At 57.6% G+C, this 20,880-nt stretch carries 19 protein-coding genes; 11 read left to right on the plus strand and 8 right to left on the minus strand.

The window, feature by feature from the left end:
* Positions 1–36: 36 nt before the first annotated feature.
* Positions 37–915 carry an NUDIX hydrolase gene (locus BN3544_RS09190; protein WP_019430355.1) on the minus strand — a complete coding sequence of 293 codons (879 nt, stop codon included), beginning with the start codon at positions 913–915 and terminating at the stop codon, positions 37–39.
* Positions 916–1,053: 138 nt separating this feature from the next.
* On the opposite strand from BN3544_RS09190, the gene BN3544_RS09195 reads away from it, so the two are divergent.
* The 3 genes from BN3544_RS09195 (at position 1,054) to BN3544_RS09205 (ending at position 3,847) form a co-directional block, all read left to right on the plus strand.
* On the plus strand, positions 1,054–1,965 hold the full coding sequence (locus tag BN3544_RS09195) for an SDR family NAD(P)-dependent oxidoreductase (protein WP_026036722.1): 912 nt from the start codon (positions 1,054–1,056) through the stop codon (positions 1,963–1,965).
* A gap of 99 nt (positions 1,966–2,064) precedes the next feature.
* Positions 2,065–2,661 (plus strand): hypothetical protein, encoded by a 597-nt coding sequence (locus BN3544_RS09200; protein ID WP_155820514.1) that lies wholly within the window; start codon positions 2,065–2,067, stop codon positions 2,659–2,661.
* Between the two features lie 196 nt (positions 2,662–2,857).
* Positions 2,858–3,847: a dienelactone hydrolase family protein gene (locus tag BN3544_RS09205; protein ID WP_155820512.1), complete on the plus strand. Its 990-nt coding sequence runs from the start codon at positions 2,858–2,860 to the stop codon at positions 3,845–3,847.
* Between the two features lie 62 nt (positions 3,848–3,909).
* Here BN3544_RS09205 and BN3544_RS09210 read toward each other — a convergent pair whose 3' ends face one another.
* From BN3544_RS09210 to mltB, 3 genes are all read right to left on the minus strand, one after another.
* On the minus strand, positions 3,910–4,131 hold the full coding sequence (locus tag BN3544_RS09210; RefSeq protein ID WP_019430351.1) for a TIGR02450 family Trp-rich protein: 222 nt from the start codon (positions 4,129–4,131) through the stop codon (positions 3,910–3,912).
* 130 nt (positions 4,132–4,261) lie between these two features.
* Positions 4,262–4,645: a hypothetical protein gene (locus BN3544_RS09215; RefSeq protein ID WP_156417352.1), complete on the minus strand. Its 384-nt coding sequence runs from the start codon at positions 4,643–4,645 to the stop codon at positions 4,262–4,264.
* Positions 4,646–4,667: 22 nt separating this feature from the next.
* Positions 4,668–5,768 (minus strand): lytic murein transglycosylase B, encoded by a 1,101-nt coding sequence (gene mltB / locus BN3544_RS09220; RefSeq protein ID WP_019430348.1) that lies wholly within the window; start codon positions 5,766–5,768, stop codon positions 4,668–4,670.
* Positions 5,769–5,979: 211 nt separating this feature from the next.
* On the opposite strand from mltB, the gene BN3544_RS09225 reads away from it, so the two are divergent.
* The 3 genes from BN3544_RS09225 to BN3544_RS09235 are packed head-to-tail and all read left to right on the plus strand — an operon-like array spanning position 5,980 to position 9,017.
* Positions 5,980–6,933 (plus strand): histone deacetylase family protein, encoded by a 954-nt coding sequence (locus tag BN3544_RS09225; RefSeq protein ID WP_026036721.1) that lies wholly within the window; start codon positions 5,980–5,982, stop codon positions 6,931–6,933.
* 21 nt (positions 6,934–6,954) lie between these two features.
* Positions 6,955–7,755 (plus strand): enoyl-CoA hydratase, encoded by an 801-nt coding sequence (locus tag BN3544_RS09230; protein WP_019430346.1) that lies wholly within the window; start codon positions 6,955–6,957, stop codon positions 7,753–7,755.
* Positions 7,743–9,017, plus strand: coding sequence for a mechanosensitive ion channel family protein (locus BN3544_RS09235; RefSeq protein ID WP_019430345.1), 1,275 nt, complete (start codon positions 7,743–7,745; stop codon positions 9,015–9,017). The genes BN3544_RS09230 and BN3544_RS09235 overlap by 13 nt, the downstream gene beginning before the upstream one ends.
* Positions 9,018–9,146: 129 nt before the next feature.
* Here BN3544_RS09235 and BN3544_RS09240 read toward each other — a convergent pair whose 3' ends face one another.
* From BN3544_RS09240 to BN3544_RS09250, 3 genes are all read right to left on the minus strand, one after another.
* The gene (locus BN3544_RS09240; protein ID WP_019430344.1) at positions 9,147–10,439 is read right to left on the minus strand and encodes a TRAP transporter large permease; all 1,293 of its coding nucleotides are present in this window, start codon (positions 10,437–10,439) and stop codon (positions 9,147–9,149) included.
* Positions 10,436–10,924: a TRAP transporter small permease gene (locus tag BN3544_RS09245; protein ID WP_019430343.1), complete on the minus strand. Its 489-nt coding sequence runs from the start codon at positions 10,922–10,924 to the stop codon at positions 10,436–10,438. The genes BN3544_RS09240 and BN3544_RS09245 overlap by 4 nt, the downstream gene beginning before the upstream one ends.
* Before the next feature lie 93 nt (positions 10,925–11,017).
* Positions 11,018–12,034, minus strand: a complete 1,017-nt coding sequence (locus BN3544_RS09250) for a TRAP transporter substrate-binding protein (RefSeq protein ID WP_019430342.1) — start codon at positions 12,032–12,034, stop codon at positions 11,018–11,020.
* A 294-nt stretch (positions 12,035–12,328) separates the two neighbouring features.
* Here BN3544_RS09250 and BN3544_RS09255 point away from each other — a divergent pair, with 294 nt between their 5' ends.
* The 5 genes from BN3544_RS09255 to BN3544_RS09275 all read left to right on the plus strand — a co-directional run bounded on the left by BN3544_RS09255 (position 12,329) and on the right by BN3544_RS09275 (position 18,237).
* On the plus strand, positions 12,329–13,084 hold the full coding sequence (locus BN3544_RS09255; protein WP_019430341.1) for an electron transfer flavoprotein subunit beta/FixA family protein: 756 nt from the start codon (positions 12,329–12,331) through the stop codon (positions 13,082–13,084).
* Between the two features lie 12 nt (positions 13,085–13,096).
* A complete protein-coding gene (locus BN3544_RS09260) occupies positions 13,097–14,029 on the plus strand; it encodes an electron transfer flavoprotein subunit alpha/FixB family protein (protein WP_019430340.1) in 933 nt (310 codons plus the stop codon).
* 108 nt (positions 14,030–14,137) lie between these two features.
* Positions 14,138–15,928, plus strand: coding sequence for an acyl-CoA dehydrogenase (locus tag BN3544_RS09265; RefSeq protein ID WP_019430339.1), 1,791 nt, complete (start codon positions 14,138–14,140; stop codon positions 15,926–15,928).
* Between the two features lie 158 nt (positions 15,929–16,086).
* On the plus strand, positions 16,087–17,040 hold the full coding sequence (locus BN3544_RS09270) for an NAD(P)H-dependent flavin oxidoreductase (RefSeq protein WP_019430338.1): 954 nt from the start codon (positions 16,087–16,089) through the stop codon (positions 17,038–17,040).
* Positions 17,041–17,061: 21 nt separating this feature from the next.
* On the plus strand, positions 17,062–18,237 hold the full coding sequence (locus BN3544_RS09275) for an acyltransferase family protein (RefSeq protein ID WP_019430337.1): 1,176 nt from the start codon (positions 17,062–17,064) through the stop codon (positions 18,235–18,237).
* Positions 18,238–18,295: 58 nt separating this feature from the next.
* On the opposite strand, the gene cphA is transcribed toward BN3544_RS09275, so the two are convergent.
* Positions 18,296–20,866 (minus strand): cyanophycin synthetase, encoded by a 2,571-nt coding sequence (cphA, locus tag BN3544_RS09280; protein WP_019430336.1) that lies wholly within the window; start codon positions 20,864–20,866, stop codon positions 18,296–18,298.
* Positions 20,867–20,880: the final 14 nt, after the last annotated feature.

The raw sequence follows: 20,880 nt of genomic DNA on the forward strand, positions 1-20,880 counted from the left end.
ACTCCGTAAAGGTTACAAATTGTAATTGCCCCGATTTTAATCAAGCAAAGCGGCCAAACCCAATTCCGGCTCAAAGCGCTTGTTTTTAAACATCAAGCGGGTCGGGCCAGGAAACGCAGGCTGCTGCACCGAGTGACGAGGGTCGCCCGGGTAGCAAATGGTTCGGATACCGTCTTGGTCAAAGGGCTCGGGCTCGACCACGGGGGGGCGGCGGCTCTGGGCTTCGGTCAGCGCACTCTGGGTGTCTGTGTGCCGGGCCAGCTGAACCAAGCCCATGATTTGGGGAGGCGCCAACTCAATTTGGTGGTCCCAATAGCGGATCAAGGCCTCGCGCGGGGTGGTCCACAGGGTTTCGGTGGCCTCAAAGTTGTCGTGCGCGGCGGTTTGGCCTTCGGGCACTCGGGTGATGAAAAAACGGGTGTCAAAGCGTTTGCTGGTCACCGATGCCTGGCGTGGCGTGATCCACCGGGTCCAGGGCACCAAATGGTCGGTCGACAGCTGAAGCGACAGGTTTTGAAGCGCCTCAGACCAGCTTTGTCCGCTGGCCAAGGCGCTTTGCAGTGCTTGCAGGTCGAGGGGGCATTTTGTGGCTTGGCCCAGCAAGATGCGGCATTCTTCAAACGCCTCGCGAATGGCCGCCACAAACAGGCCCGCAGCCCGTTCGGTGCTCAGTTCGGGCTCTGCCAGTCGTTGCTTCAAGGTGGCGGCATCTTGGCTGAGTTTGGCAAGCAAGGCGGGGCTTTGGTCTGCCTGATCGAGCTTGCCGCCCGGAAACACAAAGGCCCCGCCCAGCACATTGGACGCTTGGTGACGCTTGAGCAGCAGCACTTGCATGCCTTGCGCACTGTCGCGCAGCAAGACCACCGAAGCAGAGTCCAGCGGCGGGGTGGTGATGATGTCGGTGTTCAGTTCCATTGCGAGGTGTCAATCGTGCAACACAGCCAAAGAGCTGGCTGTTTTAAAGTAGGGCATGCTTTTAATCGGCAGCCAGATTAGCAGATGGTGCCGAAACGCCCTGTCACCCATTCACACGCATTCAAGCAAGGAAAACACATGAGCATCGAATTCAAAGGCCGCGTTGCCATCGTCACGGGCGCAGGCGGTGGTTTGGGCAAACAACATGCCTTGGCCTTGGCCGCGCGGGGCGCCAAAGTGCTGGTCAATGACTTGGGCGGCGATGTGCATGGCGTGGGCGGATCGGTGTCGGCAGCACAGGCCGTGGTCGATGAGATCCGTGCAGCGGGCGGCGAAGCCATGGCCAACGGCGCATCGGTCACCGATGCTGAGGCTGTCAAAGCCATGGTGCAGCAAGCCATGGACGCCTGGGGACGGGTGGACATTTTGGTGAACAACGCGGGCATCTTGCGCGACAAGAGCTTTGGCAAGATGGCACTGGCCGATTTCAAGCTGGTCATGGACGTTCACGTCATGGGCGCTTTCCATTGCACCCAGGCCGTTTGGCCCATCATGCAGGCGCAAAACTATGGCCGCATCGTCATGACCACATCGTCCAGTGGGCTGTATGGCAACTTTGGCCAGGCCAACTACGGCGCGGCCAAGATGGCGCTGGCGGGCTTGATGCAAACCCTCTCGATCGAAGGCGAAAAACACCACATCCGCGTCAACTGTCTGGCCCCCACCGCCGCCACCCGCATGACCGAAGGCCTGATGCCTGAGGCCGTTTTGAAGGCACTGGAACCCATCGCGGTGGTGCCCGCCATGCTGGTCATGGCCAGTGAAGACGCGCCCAACCGCACCATCATGTGCGCGGGTGCGGGCAGCTTTGAAGTGGCCCACATCACCCTGACACAGGGCGTGCACTTGGGTGTGGGCCCCGATATTCCGGAGCGCCTGGCTGCCGTACTGGCGCAGGTCACCGACCGCCAAGGCGAGACCGTGCCGCGTTCGGGTTCAGAGCAAGGGGCGCTGGAAGTGGGCAAGGCCATGAAGGCGCACCGGGCTTGACGCGCGAAAATCGGATGTCGGTGCGAGGGACCGGCAAAGAGATCGCTGCGTTTTCATAAAGCAGATCGCCAACACACACAGAAGCCCATAAAAAGTCAGTTGCGTCAGCTTGATGTCAATCAAGTCTTCACACACTGTGAAAACACAGGAGATGACATGGCGTTGCGACAAATTGAGGCAGCTGTTTTGATATTTTTATCGGCGGTTCTGTATTGGTTAGGTTACGAATTTCAGGGATGGCTTTTTCAGTTCACCGAGCACGTGCCAGGTGTCAATTGGTTTTATTTGCCAGCAGGGTTGCGAGTGGTGTTTGTGTTGGTGGCAGGACTTCATGGCGCTTTGGGAATCTTTGCGGCGACCGTTGTCATTGACTTGCTGCACATGAAAGACCTCAGTGGCATGGCCCTGTTGCTGACTGCCTTCGCATCAGGATTTGGGGCGTGGTTTGCTTTGTTGTTCATGCGCTGGCGCGGGAAGATTGACGCAGGTCTGACGGTTTTAACCAGCGCTGTGTTGATTCAATATGCACTGATTTACGCGCTGTTTAATGCCGTTTTCCACCAAGCAGTTTGGTGGGGATTCCAAAGAGACGGTGCCCTTTTCATGGTGGATGTCTGGCCCATGTTTGTGGGCGATTTGCTGGGTGCGCTGTTCTTTTTGTATGCGTTGAAAGTGGCGCTCAAGTTCAGGTCGTAGGTTTGCAACTCTTGCAACTCTTACACCATTCAAATTCAGCAAGCAGGCGCAAAAAGCCAAATGGGTTGAGCACTGTAGGAGCGCCGCAGACAAGGGCGTGTTGGCTTTGACAGGTGACTGCCCGAATGCCTAGATTGTTTGAGTTTTTTTTTTGTGGAATGCTAGGATATTTATCAAAGCAATTCCTCAAAGACTTATGAAATACCTCAAGTTGTTATGGGTGTGTGGATTTTCCCTTTGGTGCACAGCTTGGGCGCAAACTGATTGCAGTCCGTTCAATCCAGAAAATACAAAAGTCGTGGATCGCGGTCCGGTTAAAACTGTCACTGGGCCGTTGGCTAATTTTGACCCTTGCCATCAATCTGTTCGGCTGGATGCACCTTCGTTTTTTGCTAAAAAGCGAGGCGACAAACCACCGCTCGTTCTGATTGCCCACGGCGGTGGTGGTTTGGGTGGCTATGAGCGTGATTTTGCAAAACTGATGAATCAGCAGGGATATGCCACCCTGATTTTTGATGCGTTTGAGATGAACGGACTCACGCCTGGATCGGACCTGCTGCTCTACCACATGAGCAATGGTGGTCGGCAGAGAATGATCTACAAAGCCACTTGGGGTGCTTATCGTTGGGCCCTCCAAAGTGACAAGGTGGACACCGGCAAAATCTTCATTCAAGGTTTATCGAATGGCGCTGCTGTTGCTATCAATATGGCTGCAGCAGTTGATGGTGCCAATGTCCGTGGTGTCATTGCGGAAGGGGGGCCATCAGCTGGCATTGGGTTTCCAGATGACATCAAGGTTCCACTGTTGTTGATTTACGGCTTGGCGGACAACTATGGCGGCGTGCAACAAGACGATTTGATGTATCTGAGAGCGATGCCTTGTAGCTATAACGACAACTATCAACTGGCACCTGCAGGCTTTACCCAGCGCTGTAGCCGCATGTCAAATCCGACCCATTCCATGCCATCGCCGCAAATTTGGTATGAGTCGATTAAAGCCAAGGGACAGGAAATTCGACTTGAGTTGGTTGAGGGTGGAGGTCACGGAATGATGTTTGCAGATTTCGTTTCGTCCTCTAAGCAGCTGGGAGCGGGGCGATCGTTCTACCGATCTCACGGCGCATCGGCAGATACAAGGCAGAAGCTGCAAAAGCTGACACTGGATTTCATTGAATCCAAACTCTGATCGGCCTCGCAGCTGTCGTGTGATACGACCAGTTAGCGGATGCCGGCCAACTGTCTGATCGATCACACCCAACCTTGCTTCCACACGCTGTCGTCTTGCAGCTCACGCCAAGCAATGACTTGCGTGGCTTTGGAGAAAACCGATTCAATTTCCACCAATTCAATCGGGTCCGTAGGCTGCTCGGGTTGAATGACTCGGCTGACCAAAAAGTGCTTTTGCTTGGCCACAGGTTTTAACGCAGTCCATTTGGTCAGCAGCAGTTTTTTGGGGTTCAGTGGATTCATCGGTGTGTAGTCAATTTGTGGGATTGCCTGGCGACTTGGCAACCTTAGCCAAGGCGGTTGCAGGTGAGTTTTAAGTCGCAGGAAATCAGGCTGGGTTATTGAGAACCCCAAACGCTTTTGAGCAGCTTGGTCATGAATTCGATGGCATCTCAATCAGCTTTTTCAGATAACGACCGGCACCATCGGCTGCACCCAAATCAGGGTGATTCAAGCAAAAGTCATCAATGCCGATGATGGCCGCTTCATGCGCCTTGGGGTCGTCGTTGTATTTATCTTCTTTGCTTTTTTGAAGACCCTTGAGGGTCAAACTGAGCGGGGCCAGAAAGGCATTTGTCCACGTACGCTTTTCGGCATAACCAAGCTTATGCCAAGACGCGCAGGAATGGTCGCCAAACAGGCTGGCCCCAAAGCCTGTTTGTGCGGACAAAGCCATGACCATCCATCCCAGCTTCATCACGCAGCGGAATGTGGCCGTTGTCAATGGGAAGCGCATGATGCCGCTTGGTTTCGTCATCAAGTTGTGAAGCTTCAGTTGATCAGCGCTTATTTTGCACTTCCCGCGCCACCGCCTCGGCCAGCTCGATCACCGCCATCGCGTAATAGCTACTCCAGTTGTATCTGGTGATCGCATAGAAATTTTCGGTACCGGCCACATAACTGGGTGGGTTGCTGCCGTTGCGCAGTTCAATCAGTGCGAGTGGTCCAGCATGGCTGAGTGCCGCACCTTCCAGTGCTGCGCCTTTGCCCACAAAACTGGCCACGCTGAAGGTGGGCAGGATGTCCGGGGCCAACAGACTGTCCATGTCGGTTTGGCCTGGGCTCAAGGTCACGGGGTAGTGGGTGGGCATGCCGGTGCGCCACTGAAAGGCCTTGAAGTAGTTGGCCACCGAGCCGATCGCATCGGCAGGGCTGCCAAACAGGTCGATGCGGCCATCGCCATCAAAGTCAACCGCAAATTTGACCCAGCTTGAAGGCATGAATTGCGGCAAACCCAAAGCGCCTGCGTAGCTGCCCCAAATGGCCAAGGGGTCTGCACCGCTGCGTGAGGTCAGCAGTAAAAATTGCTCTAACTCGCTGCGAAAGAAGGCTTGGCGTTCTGCGGCTCTGGGGTGGGCCTGCGGAAAATGAAAGGCCAAGGTGCCTAAAGCATCCACCACACGGAAGTTGCCGGTGTTTTGGCCATACAGCGTTTCGACACCGATGATGCCAACGATGATGGCGGCGGGCACGCCGTACTCGCGCTCGGCTTTTTCCAGCGTGTCCCGGTGTTTCTGCCAAAAGCGCAGGCCGGCCTGAATGCGCACGGGCTCAATGAAGCGTGCACGGTAAGCGCTCCAGTCTTTGGCTACGGGGCTGGTGGGGGGCAGCACCCATTTTTCGATCACCGGCAAGCGCTGGGTTTGCGCGATGGTTTTTTGCACCCAATCGGCATCGAGCTGCAGGCGCCGGGCGGCATCTTGTGCCCAAATTGATACTTCGGGGTTTTGGTTCAAGGACGTGCCCGGTGCCGGAGCGGTTTTTTTGCCGGGGTGCTTGCGTGTCGAGGCGGAAGAATGGGCCGGTTTTTTCTTGGATTTCTGCGGGGCTTGCGCTTGCGCCGCATCCAGCCAAGCCAGCGACAAAGTCAGGCCAAGCATTAAGACGCAAAAGGTGTTCAGGCGGCGCGGGGCCTGCCAACTTAAGGGGTGAAGAAGAAAATTCATGCGGCTGTCAGTTTAATCGCCTGAGTGCGTGCATACGGGGGCGAGTGGGCTTGGCGTGATAAGCTAAAAACAGTTAATCAATGTCAGTCATTTAAGAAATTCAACAACATTGTCAAGATGTTGAGCATGCAGGAAGACAAACCGTATGGGCGCGACAGGTTATTTCACACACCCCACATGCTGGAAGCACGAAATGGGCGCGGGGCACCCGGAGTGTCCGGAGCGGCTCGGTGCCATCGAAGACCGTTTGCTGATCACCGGTCTCGACATGGCTTTGCAGCGCCGAGAGGCTGCGCCTGCGGCTTTGGCCGATATTGAGTTGGCCCACGGGCGCATGCATGTGGCGGCTTTGCGCGGTTTGGGCGATGCCTTGCGCGAAGACATGGCGGCGGGCGGGCCCCGCCACACATCGCTGGACCCAGACACGATGATCAACGCCCATACGTGGGATGCGGCTTTGTTGTCAGCGGGTGCCGCGATCGAGGCCACCGATGCCGTGCTGGCGGGGGAACTGGAAAACGCTTTTTGTGCCATTCGCCCACCCGGACATCACGCGTGTCGCGACAAGGCCATGGGGTTTTGCTTTTTCAACAATGTGGCCATTGCGGCCAAGCATGCGGTGGAGCGCCATGGCCTGAAAAGGGTGGCGATTGTTGACTTTGATGTGCACCACGGCAATGGCACTGAAGACATCGTGGCGGGCGACGAGCGCATTTTGATGGTGAGTTTTTTCCAGCATCCGTTTTACCCGGAAGGTGGTTCGCAGTCGAACGCGTCCAACCTGGTCAACTTGCCTGTGCCTGCCTACACCAAGGGCATGGACATCCGCGAGTTGATTGACATGATGTGGATACCGAGGCTGGATGCGCACAAGCCCGAGCTGATTTTCATCAGCGCAGGCTTTGATGCGCACCGTGAAGACGATATGGGGCAGATGGGTTTGGTTGAGCAGGATTACGCCTGGATCACCCAGCGCATCAAGGATGTGGCGCTGCGCCACGCCAAAGGCCGCATCGTCAGTTGCCTAGAGGGTGGCTACAACCTGAGTGCCTTGGGGCGCAGTGTAGAAGCGCACTTGCGTGTGCTGGCCGATGTTTGAAAAGGTCGACGGGGTTGGCGCATGACTGATTCAACTTTACCCATCGCTGCAGACCTGTTGTTGTACCAACGCGATGCGCGTGGCGTGCACCGCCTGACCTTGAACAGCCCCGCCAGCTTCAACACCCTGAGCGAGGCCATGCTCGAGGCCTTGCAAACAGCCCTGAACGCCATTGCACAAGACGAACAGGCGCGTGTGGTGGTGTTGGCTGCGACAGGCAAAGCTTTTTGCGCCGGGCACAACCTCAAAGAAATGCGGGCGCAGCCCGAGCAGACTTACTACCAAAAGCTGTTTGCCCAATGCAGCCGCATGATGCTGTCGATTCAGAATTTGCCGGTGCCTGTGATTGCCCGTGTGCAGGGTTTGGCCACGGCCGCTGGTTGCCAGTTGGTGGCGCAATGTGATTTGGCCGTGTCGGTGGACAGCGCCACCTTTGGCGTCAATGGCATTGATGTGGGTTTGTTTTGCGCGACGCCCAGCGTGCCATTGGTGCGCAACATGCACGCCAAACAGGCCATGGAAATGTTGCTGACCGGTGGCTTTATTTCGGCCGATGAGGCCCGCAGTCGGGGGCTGCTCAACCGGGTGTGTGCGGCCGCTGAGCTGGATGCACAGGTCGATGCTTTGGTGAGTGCTATCTTGGGCAAGCCACGCGAAGCGGTGCGCATGGGCAAGGCCTTGTTTTACAAGCAGCGCGAAATGGGCATTGAAGCCGCTTACCAACTGGCCGGTCAAACCATGGCCTGCAACATGATGGACGATGTGGCCCAAGAGGGCGTTCAGGCCTTCATCGATAAAAGGAAACCGACATGGCGAATTTGAAATCCCTGCACATTGCCGACCCGCTGGCCTGGCTCGACACCTTGGCCCGCGCCGAGTCGCTTCAGGTGCTGGGAGCGTTCGCGGTTTGTGTGGCGCTGGCTTGGCTTCTCGTCTGGGGTGTGCGCCGTGTTTTTGCCGCGCAAGATTTGTCGGTCTTGCTGGGCAAGCGCCTGATTGATGGGGTCTTGTTTCCAACAGTGTTGCTGGGCTTGACTTTCGCTGCCCGTACGCTGTTGACGGTTGACCACCCAGTGGCCTTGTTTGGCATTTTGTTGCCGGTGTGCATCTCGCTGGCCTTGATCCGTTTTGGCGTCAAAGTTTTGCAAGTGGCTTTTGGCGAAGCCCCTTTTGTGCGGGTTTTAGAACGCACGATCTCGTGGATCGCCTGGTTGGCTGTGGTGCTGTGGGTCACGGGCATCTTGCCGCTGGTCCTGGATGAGCTGGACCAGATTCGCTGGAAGGTCGGCGGCTCCATGCTGTCGGTGCGCACGCTGATCGAGGGGGCGCTCACGGCGGGTGCGGTGTTGATCTTCACGCTCTGGATTTCTGCAGCGCTGGAGTCACGTTTGCTCAAATCGGCCACGGGCAGTGACTTGTCGTTGCGCAAGGTCATCAGCAACACGGTGCGGGCCTTGCTCATGTTTGTGGGCTTGCTGTTGGCCCTGTCCTCGGTGGGTATCGACTTGACGGCTTTGTCGGTGCTGGGCGGTGCGGTGGGCGTTGGCATTGGCTTTGGTTTGCAAAAACTGGCGGCCAACTATGTCAGTGGCTTCGTCATCCTGGCCGAGCGCAGCATGCGCATCGGAGACTTGGTGAAGGTGGACAACTTTGAGGGCCGCATCACCGACATCAAGGCCCGTTACACCTTGATCCGATCACCCACAGGCCGAGAGTCCATCGTGCCCAATGAAATATTGATCACGCAACGCGTCGAAAATTTGTCGCTGGCCGATGCCAAGGTGGCCCAAAGCACGGTGGTCTCGGTGGCCTACGACGCACCGGTTGACCAGGTGATGTTGCTTTTGCAACAAGCTTGCCAAGCGCAGCCGCGCGTGCTGACCGACCCGGCCCCTTTGGTGGCCTTGTCGGCCTTTGGCGCTGATGGCTTGGAGTTCACCGTGAGCTATTGGTTTGAAGACCCCGCCAGTGGCCAGCTCAACCTCAAGTCAGACATCAACCGGGCCATTTTGAGCACCTTGCGTCAACACGGCATCGAGATCCCGTTTCCGCAGCGTGTGGTGCACATGCCTACCAAGGCCTGACCAAGTTCGCAGCCGGTGCACAGCCGGTGCATAGCCAGTGTCATGAGGCGCACGGCTTGGGTGCATGAATGGCTCGCATGAAAAAAGGCACACCACTGGGTGTGCCTTTTTCGTGCAAGCGTGCAGTGCTCAGTCCATCAGGGACGGCAGCCACAGACTCAAGCCTGGAAAGGCCAGCAACAGCCCCAGCGTGACGATGAGCACCAACACCAGCGGCCATACGCCACGGAAGATGGTGCCCAGCCCCACTTTGGGCAGCAAGGTGTTGAGGACAAACAGGTTCATGCCCACGGGGGGCGAGATCAAGCCGATTTGAATGACCATCACGATCAGCACACCAAACCAAACCGGGTCGAAACCCAGCTGGATCACGATGGGAAAGAACAAGGGAATGGTCAGCAACACCATCGTGAGCTCTTCCATCACGGTGCCCAGCAAGATGTAAACCAACATCATGGCGGCCACGACCATGATGGGGGACAGGCCCAAGCCGGTGATCCATTCTTTGAGCTCAAAGGGCATGCTGGTGAAGTTGACGAAGTTGGCGAAGATGGTCGCTGCAATCAACAAAGTGAACAGCATGGCCGTGGTGCGAGCCGACTCGACCAAAACATCGAACAAGGCTTTCCAGCCCAGAGCACGGCGTGCCAGCGCAAACAAAAATGCCCCCATCGCTCCCATGCCAGCGCCTTCGGTGGCGGTGAAGAAACCACCGTAAATGCCGCCCAGCACAATGACCACCAACAACAAAACGCCCCAGATGCCACGCAGTGCCGCCCAGCGCTGAGCCCATGTGAATTTTTCACCAGCAGGCGCGTGCTCAGGATCACGCGCGGTCATGATGACCACGGCCACCATCATCAAGATGGCCGTCAAGATTCCGGGAATCACGCCTGCGGCAAACAGTTTGCCGATGTGTGTCTCGGTGATGATGCCGTAAATGACCATGATGGTGGAGGGCGGAATCATGATGCCCAGGGTGCCACCCGCAGCGATCACGCCCGTGGACAAGGCATCGCTGTAGCCGAGCTTTTTCATGGACGGGTAGGCGACCTTGCTCATGGTGGCGGCCGTCGCGATGGACGAACCGCAGATGGCACCAAAGCCTGCACAAGCCGCAATCGTGGCATGCGCCAAGCCACCACGACGGTGGCCAATGAAGGTGTACGCCGCATGAAAAAGCTCGTGTGCCAAGCCTGCGCGGGCCACGAAATTACCCATCAAGATGAACAAGGGAATGACCGACAAGGTGTAGGCAAAACCGGTGTCATAGACCACTTGCGCGGTACTGGCCATGGCGGGCATCCAGCCGCGTGTCAGGCCAATGCCGACCAAGCCGACCAGTCCCATCGAGAAAGCCAAGGGCATGCGCAACAGCGCCAGGCCAAAGATGGCCGCAAATCCAATCAGTGCTTCGATCACAGTGCGCCTCCTTCGGCTTCTTCGTGGTCCAAAGGCTTGAACATCATGCTCAGATGGATCAGGCCGGTGAAACCACACAGCAAGCCCATGCCATGAATGAAAGGGGCTTTCAGGATTTTCAGTTGTGCCGTGGTCTCGCCGCTGGTCACAAAATCATTGCCGGTTTGCCACATGAGCCAAGCCAAGCCGATCAAGGCCGCTGCGCACAGCAAATGCACCAGTGCCCGCTGAATTCTTTTCAAGGCATCGGGCAAGATGGCATCGAGCGAGTCAAACACGACGTGTTCACCCCGTTCGGACACCAAAGGCAGTGCGCCAAAAATAACCACCACCATCAACAATTCGGTGAGTTCCAAAGACCCTGTGATCGAGTGGTCCAGCAGTTTTCGGCCGCTAACATCCAAAAAGGTCAACACCATGATGGCAAAAAGCGCCAAGCCGGCCAGGATGCCGCAGGCTGTTTCCAAGAGTTTTTTCAAAATCATTCCTTGATAAGAAAAAGCGGTATCTGCCGGTCAGGGCGGATACCGCTGTGAGCTGAGATGTGCTCAGCCTACCCGCTGTGGTTTTGCTGAGGCTTACTTCTCGAGTTTGGCGATTTCTGCGCGGAACTCGCCCAACACTTTGGCCGCATTTTTCAGGCCTTTGTCTTCAGCGGCCTTGACCCAGCCTTGCTCTAGGGGGGCTGTTTTGGCTTTGATGTCGGCCACAAATTTGGCATCGGCTTTGGTGACTTGAACGCCGTTGGCTTGCATCAGGCCAAATGCGCGGCGGTCCACTTTGTCCCAGCCACGGCCAAAGATGCGGGCAGCGGTTTCGCCCGAAATTTCATCCACGGCTTTTTTGTCTTCTGCAGACAATTTTTCGTATTTGGCTTGGTTCATCATGAACACAAAGCTCGTGTTGTACAGGCCGCCTGGGAATGTGGTGGCGTGCTTGATGATCTTGTCGATTTTGAACGACTCGGTCGATTCGGCCGGGAACAAAGTGCCATCCATCACGCCGCTGGACAGCAGCTCATAAGAATCAGGCGCTGGCTTTAGGGTCACGTTCATGCCAAGGGCTTTGGACATTTCATTGACCATGCCGCCGCCGACGCGGAACTTCAAACCACTCAGGTCGTCTGTCTTGGCAATGGCGCGCTTGGTGTTGAACACAATGCCGGGGCCATGCGAGAACAAGGTGATGACCTTGACGCCTTGGTGCTCGGCAGCAAATTCAGGGTGTTTGCCAGTCACGCGGCTCAGTGCCACCGAGATGGTTTCTGCGCTGTTGCCCAAGAAAGGCAATTCGGTCATTTGTGTCATGACAAAACGGCCGGGGGTGTAGCCATGCACGGTGTAAGACAGATCGGCCAAGCCGTTTTTGATGGCGTCATAGGTGCCGGGTGCGGGGGACACGCCGCGGGGCAAGATGTTGCACTTGATGCGGCCTTTGGTGTTGTCGGTCAGCAAGTCGCACCATTCTTTTTGCGCCATGCTGGCCGTGTGCGTGGGCGGGAGCCAGCTGGAGACGGTCAACACCGTCTGCGCTTGCGCTACACCAGTCAAGCATGTCAGTGTGACTACCGCCATGGAAATCAGGGTTTTTTTCATCAGGATGCTCCGTCAAATTGGTTACAAAACATAATCTAATCCAGATTCGGCCAGAACGCACCCCATGCTAACCCTGATTCGCCAACCGACTGGTCTGTGAATTCCCGGGGTTAGGATGCTAAAAAATACCAAAATGCGTTGTAAAAAATACGAACGATCGTGCTTTTTTGTCGATAATTCACTGTTTTAAAAGTGTTTTGATGCACAATTGACGTTTACGTTAACGTCAATTGGTTTCCCTCAAGGGCGTGTTTCAAAACATCGCTGGTTCTGACTATCAATGGAGATGCTTTCATGAAAATTCTGGTTCCCGTGAAGCGGGTCGTGGACTACAACGTCAAGGTGCGCGTCAAGTCCGATGGTTCGGGTGTAGACATTGCCAACGTCAAGATGAGCATGAATCCCTTTGACGAAATCGCCATCGAAGAAGCTGTCCGCCTGAAAGAAAAAGGGTTTGCCACCGAAGTGATCGCCGTTTCTTGTGGCGTGACCCAGTGCCAAGAAACGCTGCGCACCGCCATGGCCATCGGTGCAGACCGCGGCATCTTGGTTGAAACCCCTGCCGATCTGGACTTGCAACCCTTGGCCGTGGCCAAACTGCTCAAGGCCTTGTTCGACAAAGAGCAACCGGGCCTGATTATTTTGGGCAAGCAAGCGATTGACGACGACTGCAATCAGACCGGCCAGATGCTGGCTGCTTTGGCCGACTTGCCGCAAGCCACGTTTGCGTCCAAAGTGGAAATCGTGGACGGCAAAGCCCAAGTGACGCGTGAGATCGACGGTGGCCTCGAAGTGCTGTCCATCAGCTTGCCTGCCGTGGTGACCACTGATTTGCGCCTGAACGAGCCGCGCTATGTGACCTTGCCCAACATCATGAAGGCCAAGAAAAAACAGCTCGACACCTTCAAGCCCGAAGACCTGGGGGTCGACGTGACCCCCCGCATCAAGACCCTCAAAGTGGCCGAGCCTGCCAAGCGCAGCGCTGGCATCAAGGTGCCCGATGTGGCTACGCTGGTGGATAAATTGAAAAACGTGGCCAAAGTGATCTAAGGACAAAAGAACATGACTTCTCTCGTTATCGCAGAACACGACAGCGCCTCCATCAAAGGCGCCACCTTGAATACCATTACCGCAGCGATTGCTTGCGGCGGTGATGTGCATGTGCTGGTGGCAGGGCACAACGCCGCTGCGGCTGCACAAGCGGCCTCCAAAATTGCTGGCGTCGCCAAAGTCATCCACGCTGACAGCGAATCGCTGGCCCACGGACTGGCCGAAAACGTGGCGGCTCAGGTGCTCGCTATTGCTGGCGATTACAGCCACATCTTGTTTCCTGCCACTGCGGGCGGCAAAAACGTAGCCCCCCGCGTGGCGGCCAAGCTGAATGTGGGGCAAATCAGCGACGTGACGCAAGTCATCTCGGCCGACACCTTCGAGCGTCCGATCTACGCCGGCAACGCCATGGCCACCGTACAAAGCACCGACGCGACCAAAGTGATCACTGTGCGCACGACCGGCTTTGACGCCGCAGCCGTAACGGGTGGCAGCGCAGAGGTAGAAATCGCTGCAGCGCAAGCTGACAGCGGCAAGAGCAGCTTCAAGGGCAGCGAGATCGCCAAGAACGACCGCCCCGAGTTGACGGCAGCCAAGATCATTGTCTCGGGTGGTCGTGCTTTGGGCAGTGCTGAAAAGTTCAACGAAGTGATGACGCCGCTGGCCGACAAGCTGGGTGCGGCCATTGGTGCCAGCCGTGCGGCCGTCGATGCCGGTTACGCCGCCAACGACTTGCAGGTGGGCCAGACGGGCAAGATCGTCGCGCCGCAGTTGTACGTCGCGTGCGGCATTTCGGGTGCGATCCAGCACTTGGCAGGCATGAAGGATTCGAAGGTGATCGTGGCGATCAACAAGGACCCTGAGGCCCCGATTTTCAGCGTGGCCGACTTTGGCCTCGAAGCCGATTTGTTTGCGGCAGTGCCCGAGTTGACACAGGCACTTTGAGCCATTGGCGCACAAAAAAGGCATCGCACGCGATGCCTTTTTTGTAGCCCTTGAGCACAGCTACCGGTTTTTTGGATTTCCGTTTTCAATCTGTTGCAGGAGACAAAAATGAGCTACATCGCCCCCTTGAAGGACATGCTTTTCAATATCGAACATCTGGCTCGCATCGACCAGATCGCGCAAATTCCGGGTTTTGAAGATGCAGGTCTGGAAACCGCGCAAGCCGTTCTCGAGGAGTGCGCCAAGCTCAACCAAGATGTGATCTCGCCGCTGAACTGGGAAGGTGACAAGAACCCGTCTTTTCACAATGGCAGTGGCGTGACCACCACGCCCGGTTTCAAAGAGGCCTATCAGCAATACGCCCAAGGCGGCTGGCAAGGCTTGCAGCACCCGACTGAGTTTGGTGGTCAAGGCCTGCCCAAAACCATTGGCGCGGCTTGCGGCGAAATGCTCAATTCGGCCAACATGGCGTTTGCGCTGTGCCCCTTGCTCACCGACGGTGCGATCGAAGCGTTGATCACCGCTGGCTCTGATGAGCTCAAAGCCATCTACCTCGAAAAACTGATTTCCGGCCAGTGGACAGGCACCATGAACCTGACCGAGCCGCAGGCTGGATCGGACTTGGCCGCTGTGCGCACCCGCGCCGAGCCACAGCCCGATGGCTCTTTTAAAATTTTCGGTACCAAGATCTACATCACCTACGGTGAGCACGACATGGCCGAGAACATCGTGCACCTGGTGCTGGCCCGCGTGGCGGGTGCGCCTGAGGGCGTCAAAGGCATCAGCCTGTTCGTGGTGCCTAAATTCAGGGTCAACGCCGATGGTTCTTTGGGCGATCGCAACGACGTGCATTGCGTGAGCATCGAACACAAAATGGGCATCAAGGCCAGCCCGACTGCCGTGCTGCAGTTTGGCGACAACGGTGGGGGCGTGGGTTATTTGGTCGGTCAAGAAAACCGGGGCCTTGAATACATGTTCATCATGATGAACGCAGCCCGTTATGCGGTCGGCGTGCAGGGCATTGCGATTGCTGAGCGCTCTTACCAGCGTGCCGTGCAATACGCCCGCGACCGCGTGCAAGGCCGACCGGTGGATGGCAGCTTGCCTGCAGCGGGTCCCATCATTCACCACCCCGATGTGCGTCGCATGCTGATGACCATGCGCGCCTACACCGAGGGATGCCGCGCCATGGCTTCTACCGCTGCCGCCGCTTACGACGCCTCGCACCATCACCCCGATGCCGAGGTGCGCAAGCAAAATCTGGCTTTTTACGAATTCATGGTGCCGCTGGTCAAGGGCTACAGCACCGAAATGAGTCTGGAAGTCACCAGCCTCGGCGTGCAGGTGCACGGCGGCATGGGCTTCATCGAAGAAACCGGTGCGGCGCAGTATTACCGCGATGCCAAGATTTTGACCATCTACGAAGGCACGACCGCGATCCAGGCCAACGACTTGGTGGGCCGCAAGACTGCGCGCGATGGTGGCCAAACCGCCAAGGCACTGGCCGCGCAAGTGGCTCAGACCGAAAGCGAACTCACCGCCTCCGGCAACGCCGATGCGCAAGCCGTGGCCCGTCGCCTCAAGGCCGCGCGTGAAGCGTTTGTAGATGTGGTTGATTTTGTGGCGGGCAACACCAAGGCCCACCCCAACGACGTGTTTGCAGGCAGCGTGCCGTACCTCATGTTGGCAGGCAACCTGATGGCGGGCTGGCAAATGGGCCGCGCTTTGCTGGTGGCACTCAGCCCGCAAGCGCAAGCGCAAGACGCCGCCTTCATGCTGGCCAAGGTCACCACCGCCCGTTTTTACGCGGACCACATTCTGTCTAAGGCCCCCGGCCTGCGCGACAGCATCGTGGAAGGTGCTGGCAGCGTGACAGCGATGGCGCTTGAAGCTTTCTGACTTTTCCTGACCGCGGCTGAAGACCATCAGGCCCAACCTTCGGGCGGAGCTTGTTGGTTTTTGGTTTCTGGTTTTTTCATAGGGGCTGGCGTGTCCCCGCGCCGAAAGCCATCCCTGTTTCGGTCTTAGACAATTCGTCCACTATTTGAGGAGACCCCATGTCCAAGTTGCCACCCGTTCTGGCGAAGCTGCCATTTCCTGTCATCGCATCTCCCTTGTTCATCATCAGCAACCCCAAGCTGGTCATTGAGCAGTGCAAAGCCGGCGTTGTGGGCTCAATGCCCGCTCTGAACGCCCGGCCTGCCGCGCAATTGGAAGATTGGCTGATCGAAATCACCGAAGCCCTGGCCGCCTACAACGCAGCCAACCCGGACAAGCCCGCTGCACCGTTTGCGATCAACCAAATCGTGCACAAGAGCAATGACCGCCTTGAGCACGACATGGCCATGTGCGTGAAATACAAGGTGCCGATCATCATCACCTCGCTGGGTGCGCGTGAAGAGATCAACCAAGCCGCTCACAGCTACGGTGGTGTGGTGCTGCACGACATCATCAACAACAAGCATGCACACAAGGCGATCGAAAAGGGCGCTGACGGCCTGATTGCTGTGGCCGCTGGTGCGGGAGGTCATGCGGGCGTCAAAAGCCCGTTCGCCTTGGTCCAAGAAATTCGACAGTGGTTCGATGGCCCAGTGGCCTTGTCGGGCTCGATCGCCTCGGGAGATGCCATTTTGGCGGCGCAGGCCTGCGGGGCAGACTTTGCCTACATTGGCTCGGCCTTTATCGCGACCCACGAGGCGCGTGCCGCTGATGACTACAAGCAAGCCATCGTCGACAGCAACTCGGACGACATCGTGTACAGCAACCTTTTTACAGGTGTGCACGGCAATTACCTGGCCCCATCGATCCGCGCTGCAGGCCTGGACCCAGAGAACCTGCCTGAGTCCGATCCGACCAAGATGAACTTTGGCGGCGATGCCAAAAAAGCCTGGAAAGACATCTGGGGTTGCGGCCAAGGTATTGGTGCCATTCAGGCGGTGGTGAGCACGGCCGAACTGGTGGACAAGTTCAAGCGAGAATATGCAGCCGCCCGCGCCCGACTGGCGCTTTGATGGACTCTGTTGAAAGTTTGTTTGGATTCGATTCGCGATTTCCCCCCTGCAACGGCCTCCAGCGATGGAGGCCGTTGGTTTTTACTGGATGTGATCAAAGCCATCGGCTGTGTGCTCATCGTCTGGCATCACCTTGCGGTGTACAGCCCGATGTTCGATCGGGCCATGTGGCTGGCGCCTGATCCGCTTGCTGCGCTGTACAACCACGGACAACTGGCCGTTCAAGCTTTTTTGGTGGTGGCGGGTTTCCTCAGTGCCGCTCAGCTTTTGCGATTTGTGCCGGAGAACGCACAAGGCCTGCCTACCGGCTTTTCGGTGCCGCGCTTGTTGGCAAAAAGGTATTTGCGCTTGGCCATTCCTTTGATGGCGGCGCTCACCTTGACCGTGTGCGTGACGGCACTGGTTCGGCCTTGGTATCCGCATGACTCTTTGTCCGATGCCCCTCGCGTGTGGACGCTGGTGGTGCATGCCTTGATGCTGCAAGACCTGATTGGGGTGCCTGCCTTGTCGGCCGGCATCTGGTATGTGGCCATTGATTTGCAGTTGTTCACCATTGCTTTGGGGTGTGTCTGGTTGGCCGGTCTGATTCAACTTCGGCAGCCCCGGTTTAATCTGCGAGGGGTGACGGTGTTGTTGTGGCTGGTCCTGTCAGCGCTGTCGTTGAACTGGTGGAATCGTCAAGAGAATCTGGATGTTCAGGGCCTGTATTTCTTTGGCTCTTATGGCTTGGGCATGCTGGCTTACCGGGTTCGACTCAGTCGCATCACAGCCAAGGGGTGGGCCATCATCTTTGTTTTGGGACTGTTCGCTTTGTGGCTGGAACCTCGGATGCGTTTGGGCCTGGCTTGGGGCATGGCCTTGCTGCTGGCGGCCTGGCCATCGACCGGTTCGTCAGTTGTTGCGGCATCGAGGCGCACACGCTGGCAACGGGGCATTTCAAGCCTGGCACAGACCTCTTATTCGGTCTTTTTAGTGCACTTTGCGGTGAGCTTGCTTGTGAGCGCTGCATGGTTCCATGCCGATTGGCAAGACCCATGGGCCAATTTGGCGGGCATGTGTCTTTCGTTCGTCTTGTCGCTGTTTGCTGGCACCATGCTTTACCGTGCGGTGGAGCACCGAACCGCTACTTGGGGCCATTTGCTTCAGTGGCAGGTGGCGTTTGGTTTGAGCGGCGGGCTAGCGCTTGCGCTGACCTGAGCAGGGGCTTCGCTGAAAGCGCCGTGTTGGCAACGCAGTCAGCGACGGGCCTCATTCGTCAGTTGGCGGATGCGACCTTTTGACCAATGTAGGCCAAAGCCTCTTCCACTTGGTCGATCAAAATCAGGCACAGGTCACCGGCAGACAGGCGGCTCAAGGCCGTGTCAATCGCGTTGAACTCGCCCTGAATGTCTTGCACATAAGTGGTCCGCGCAGCACCTTGCAAACCTTCGCGCAGCAAGGCAATGACTTCACCGTCTTCACGCCCGCGCTGGCAGGCGTCTTGGTACAGCAAGACTTCGTCAAAAGCTTGGCCCAAAATTTTCGTTTGGTCGCGGATGTCTTGGTCGCGTCGGTCGCCTGCGCCGCTGATGACCACCATGCGCTTTTGGGCAGGCATGTTGTCTACCGCTTGGACCAGCGCCTGAATGGCATCCGGGTTGTGGCCGTAGTCGGCGATCAGAGTGGCACCACGGTAGTCAAACACGTTGAATCGGCCAGGCACGCCCTGAATGTCGCTGATGAAAGTGGCCACGCCTTGGGCAATAGCATCCCACGGCACACCCACAGCCCAGGCAGCGCCAATGGAGGCCATGACGTTTTCGGTCTGGAACCCGATCTGGCCTTGTCGGGTAAGCGGCACTTGGGACAGCGGAATACGGAAAACCTGCTTGCCCTTTTGGGCCACGATGTGGCCGTCTTCGGTGAATACCACACGCTTGCCTTGAGCGCGGTGCGTGGCCAGCACGGGCTGGTTGGCATCCAGCGCGAAAAAGGTCACATCACCAGGGCAGTGCGGGGCCATCGAGGCCACAGCCGGGTCGGCTGCGTTGAGCACGGCCATGCCGTTTTGCTCGACGTTGAGCACAATCACACGCTTCAAAACAGACAGGTCTTCGAGCGTGGTGATGTAGTTCAGACCCAGGTGATCGCCACCGCCCATGTTGGTCACGATGGCCACATTGCAGCGGTCAAAGGCCAGACCTTCGCGCAACAGGCCACCGCGCGCGGTCTCGAACACAGCAGCGTCCACATCGGGGTGCATCAGCACGTTGCGGGCGCTGCGTGGACCGCTGCAATCGCCCGAGTCGGTTTGCCGGCCATTGACGTAAACGCCATCGGTGTTGGTCATGCCCACGCGCAGGCCTTGCGCCTTGAGCAAGTGCGCCGTCAAGCGCACTGTGGTGGTCTTGCCATTGGTGCCCGTGACCGCGATCACCGGAATGCGGCCTGTTGCACCGCCCGGGAACATCTGGTCGATCACGGCGTTGCCCACGTCTCGGCCCTTGCCGTAAGACGGGCTGATGTGCATGCGCAAGCCTGGCGCGGCATTGACTTCGACAATGCCGCCGTTTTGTTCTTCGAGTGGGCGCAAAACAGATTCGCACACCACGTCCACCCCGCAAATGTCCAGGCCCACCATCTGGGCCGCTTCGACCACGCGGGCGGCCACTTCGGGGTGCACATCGTCGGTCACGTCGGTGGCGCTGCCACCGGTCGACAGGTTGGCGTTGTTGCGCAAAATGACCCTGCGGCCTTTTTCGGGCACCGACTCGGGCTCCAGATCTTGGGCGTGCAAACGGCCAATCGCGATGTCGTCAAACCGGATTTTGGTGAGCGAGGTCGAGTGACCGGTGCCGCGACGCGGATCGGCGTTAACCAAATCGACCAATTGGCGCACGGTGTGCTTGCCGTCACCGACCACCAAAGGCGGTTCGCGGCGTGCGGCAGCGATGAGCTTGTTGCCCACCACCAGCAGGCGGTAATCATGGCCGGGCAAAAATTTCTCGACCATCACGGTGCCATAGCGCTCGGCGGTGGCATAAGCGTTGTCAAAGGCGCTGCGCTCAGTGATGTTGACCGTGACGCCTTTGCCCTGGTTGCCGTCTTGCGGCTTGACCACCACGGGCAAGCCCACTTCCATGGCGATGGCCCAGGCTTCGTCAGGCGTTTGGGCCGGGCGGCCCAAGGGCACAGGCACACCGGCTGCGTGCAGGAGTTTTTTGGTCAGGTCTTTGTCTTGCGCAATCGATTCGGCAATCGCGCTGGTCGAGTCAATCTCGGCCGCTTGAATGCGGCGTTGCTGCGAACCCCAGCCAAATTGAACCAAGCTGCCATCGGTCAGGCGGCGGAAGGGAACACCCCGCGCCACTGCGGCATCGACGATCGAGCCGGTGGATGGCCCCAAACGCACATCTTCGTCCAATTCGTGGAGCTGGGCCAAAGCGCTTTCAAGGTCAAACCCGTGACTTTGCATGGCGGACTGGCAAAGCTTTTCGGCCAATTCCAGCGCCAGGCGGCCCACAGCTTCTTCAGAATATTGGACCACCACTTGGTAAACGCCGGCCTCTTGGGTGGCCGTGGTGCGGCTGAAAGTGACTGGGCAGCCCGCCTGCGCTTGCAGAGCCAGCGTGACTTTTTCGAGCGCATGAGCCATCGAAGGTGCTTGGCCTGAGCGGCTGCCCTCTATGGGGCCTACCTCGGGAAAGATGCGGCGCAAACGTTGCTCGATCGGGTGGTTGGCCGACAGGCTGCGTTCGGCCTCCGGGCAGGTCACGATGGCTTCGATGGCCGTGTGACGGCTCCACAAATTGGGACCGCGCAGCGCGCGAATTCTTGACACTTCCATGAACCAGGATTCCT

This window comes from Limnohabitans sp. Rim47 (genome assembly GCF_001517545.1).
Taxonomy (GTDB): domain Bacteria; phylum Pseudomonadota; class Gammaproteobacteria; order Burkholderiales; family Burkholderiaceae_C; genus Limnohabitans_A.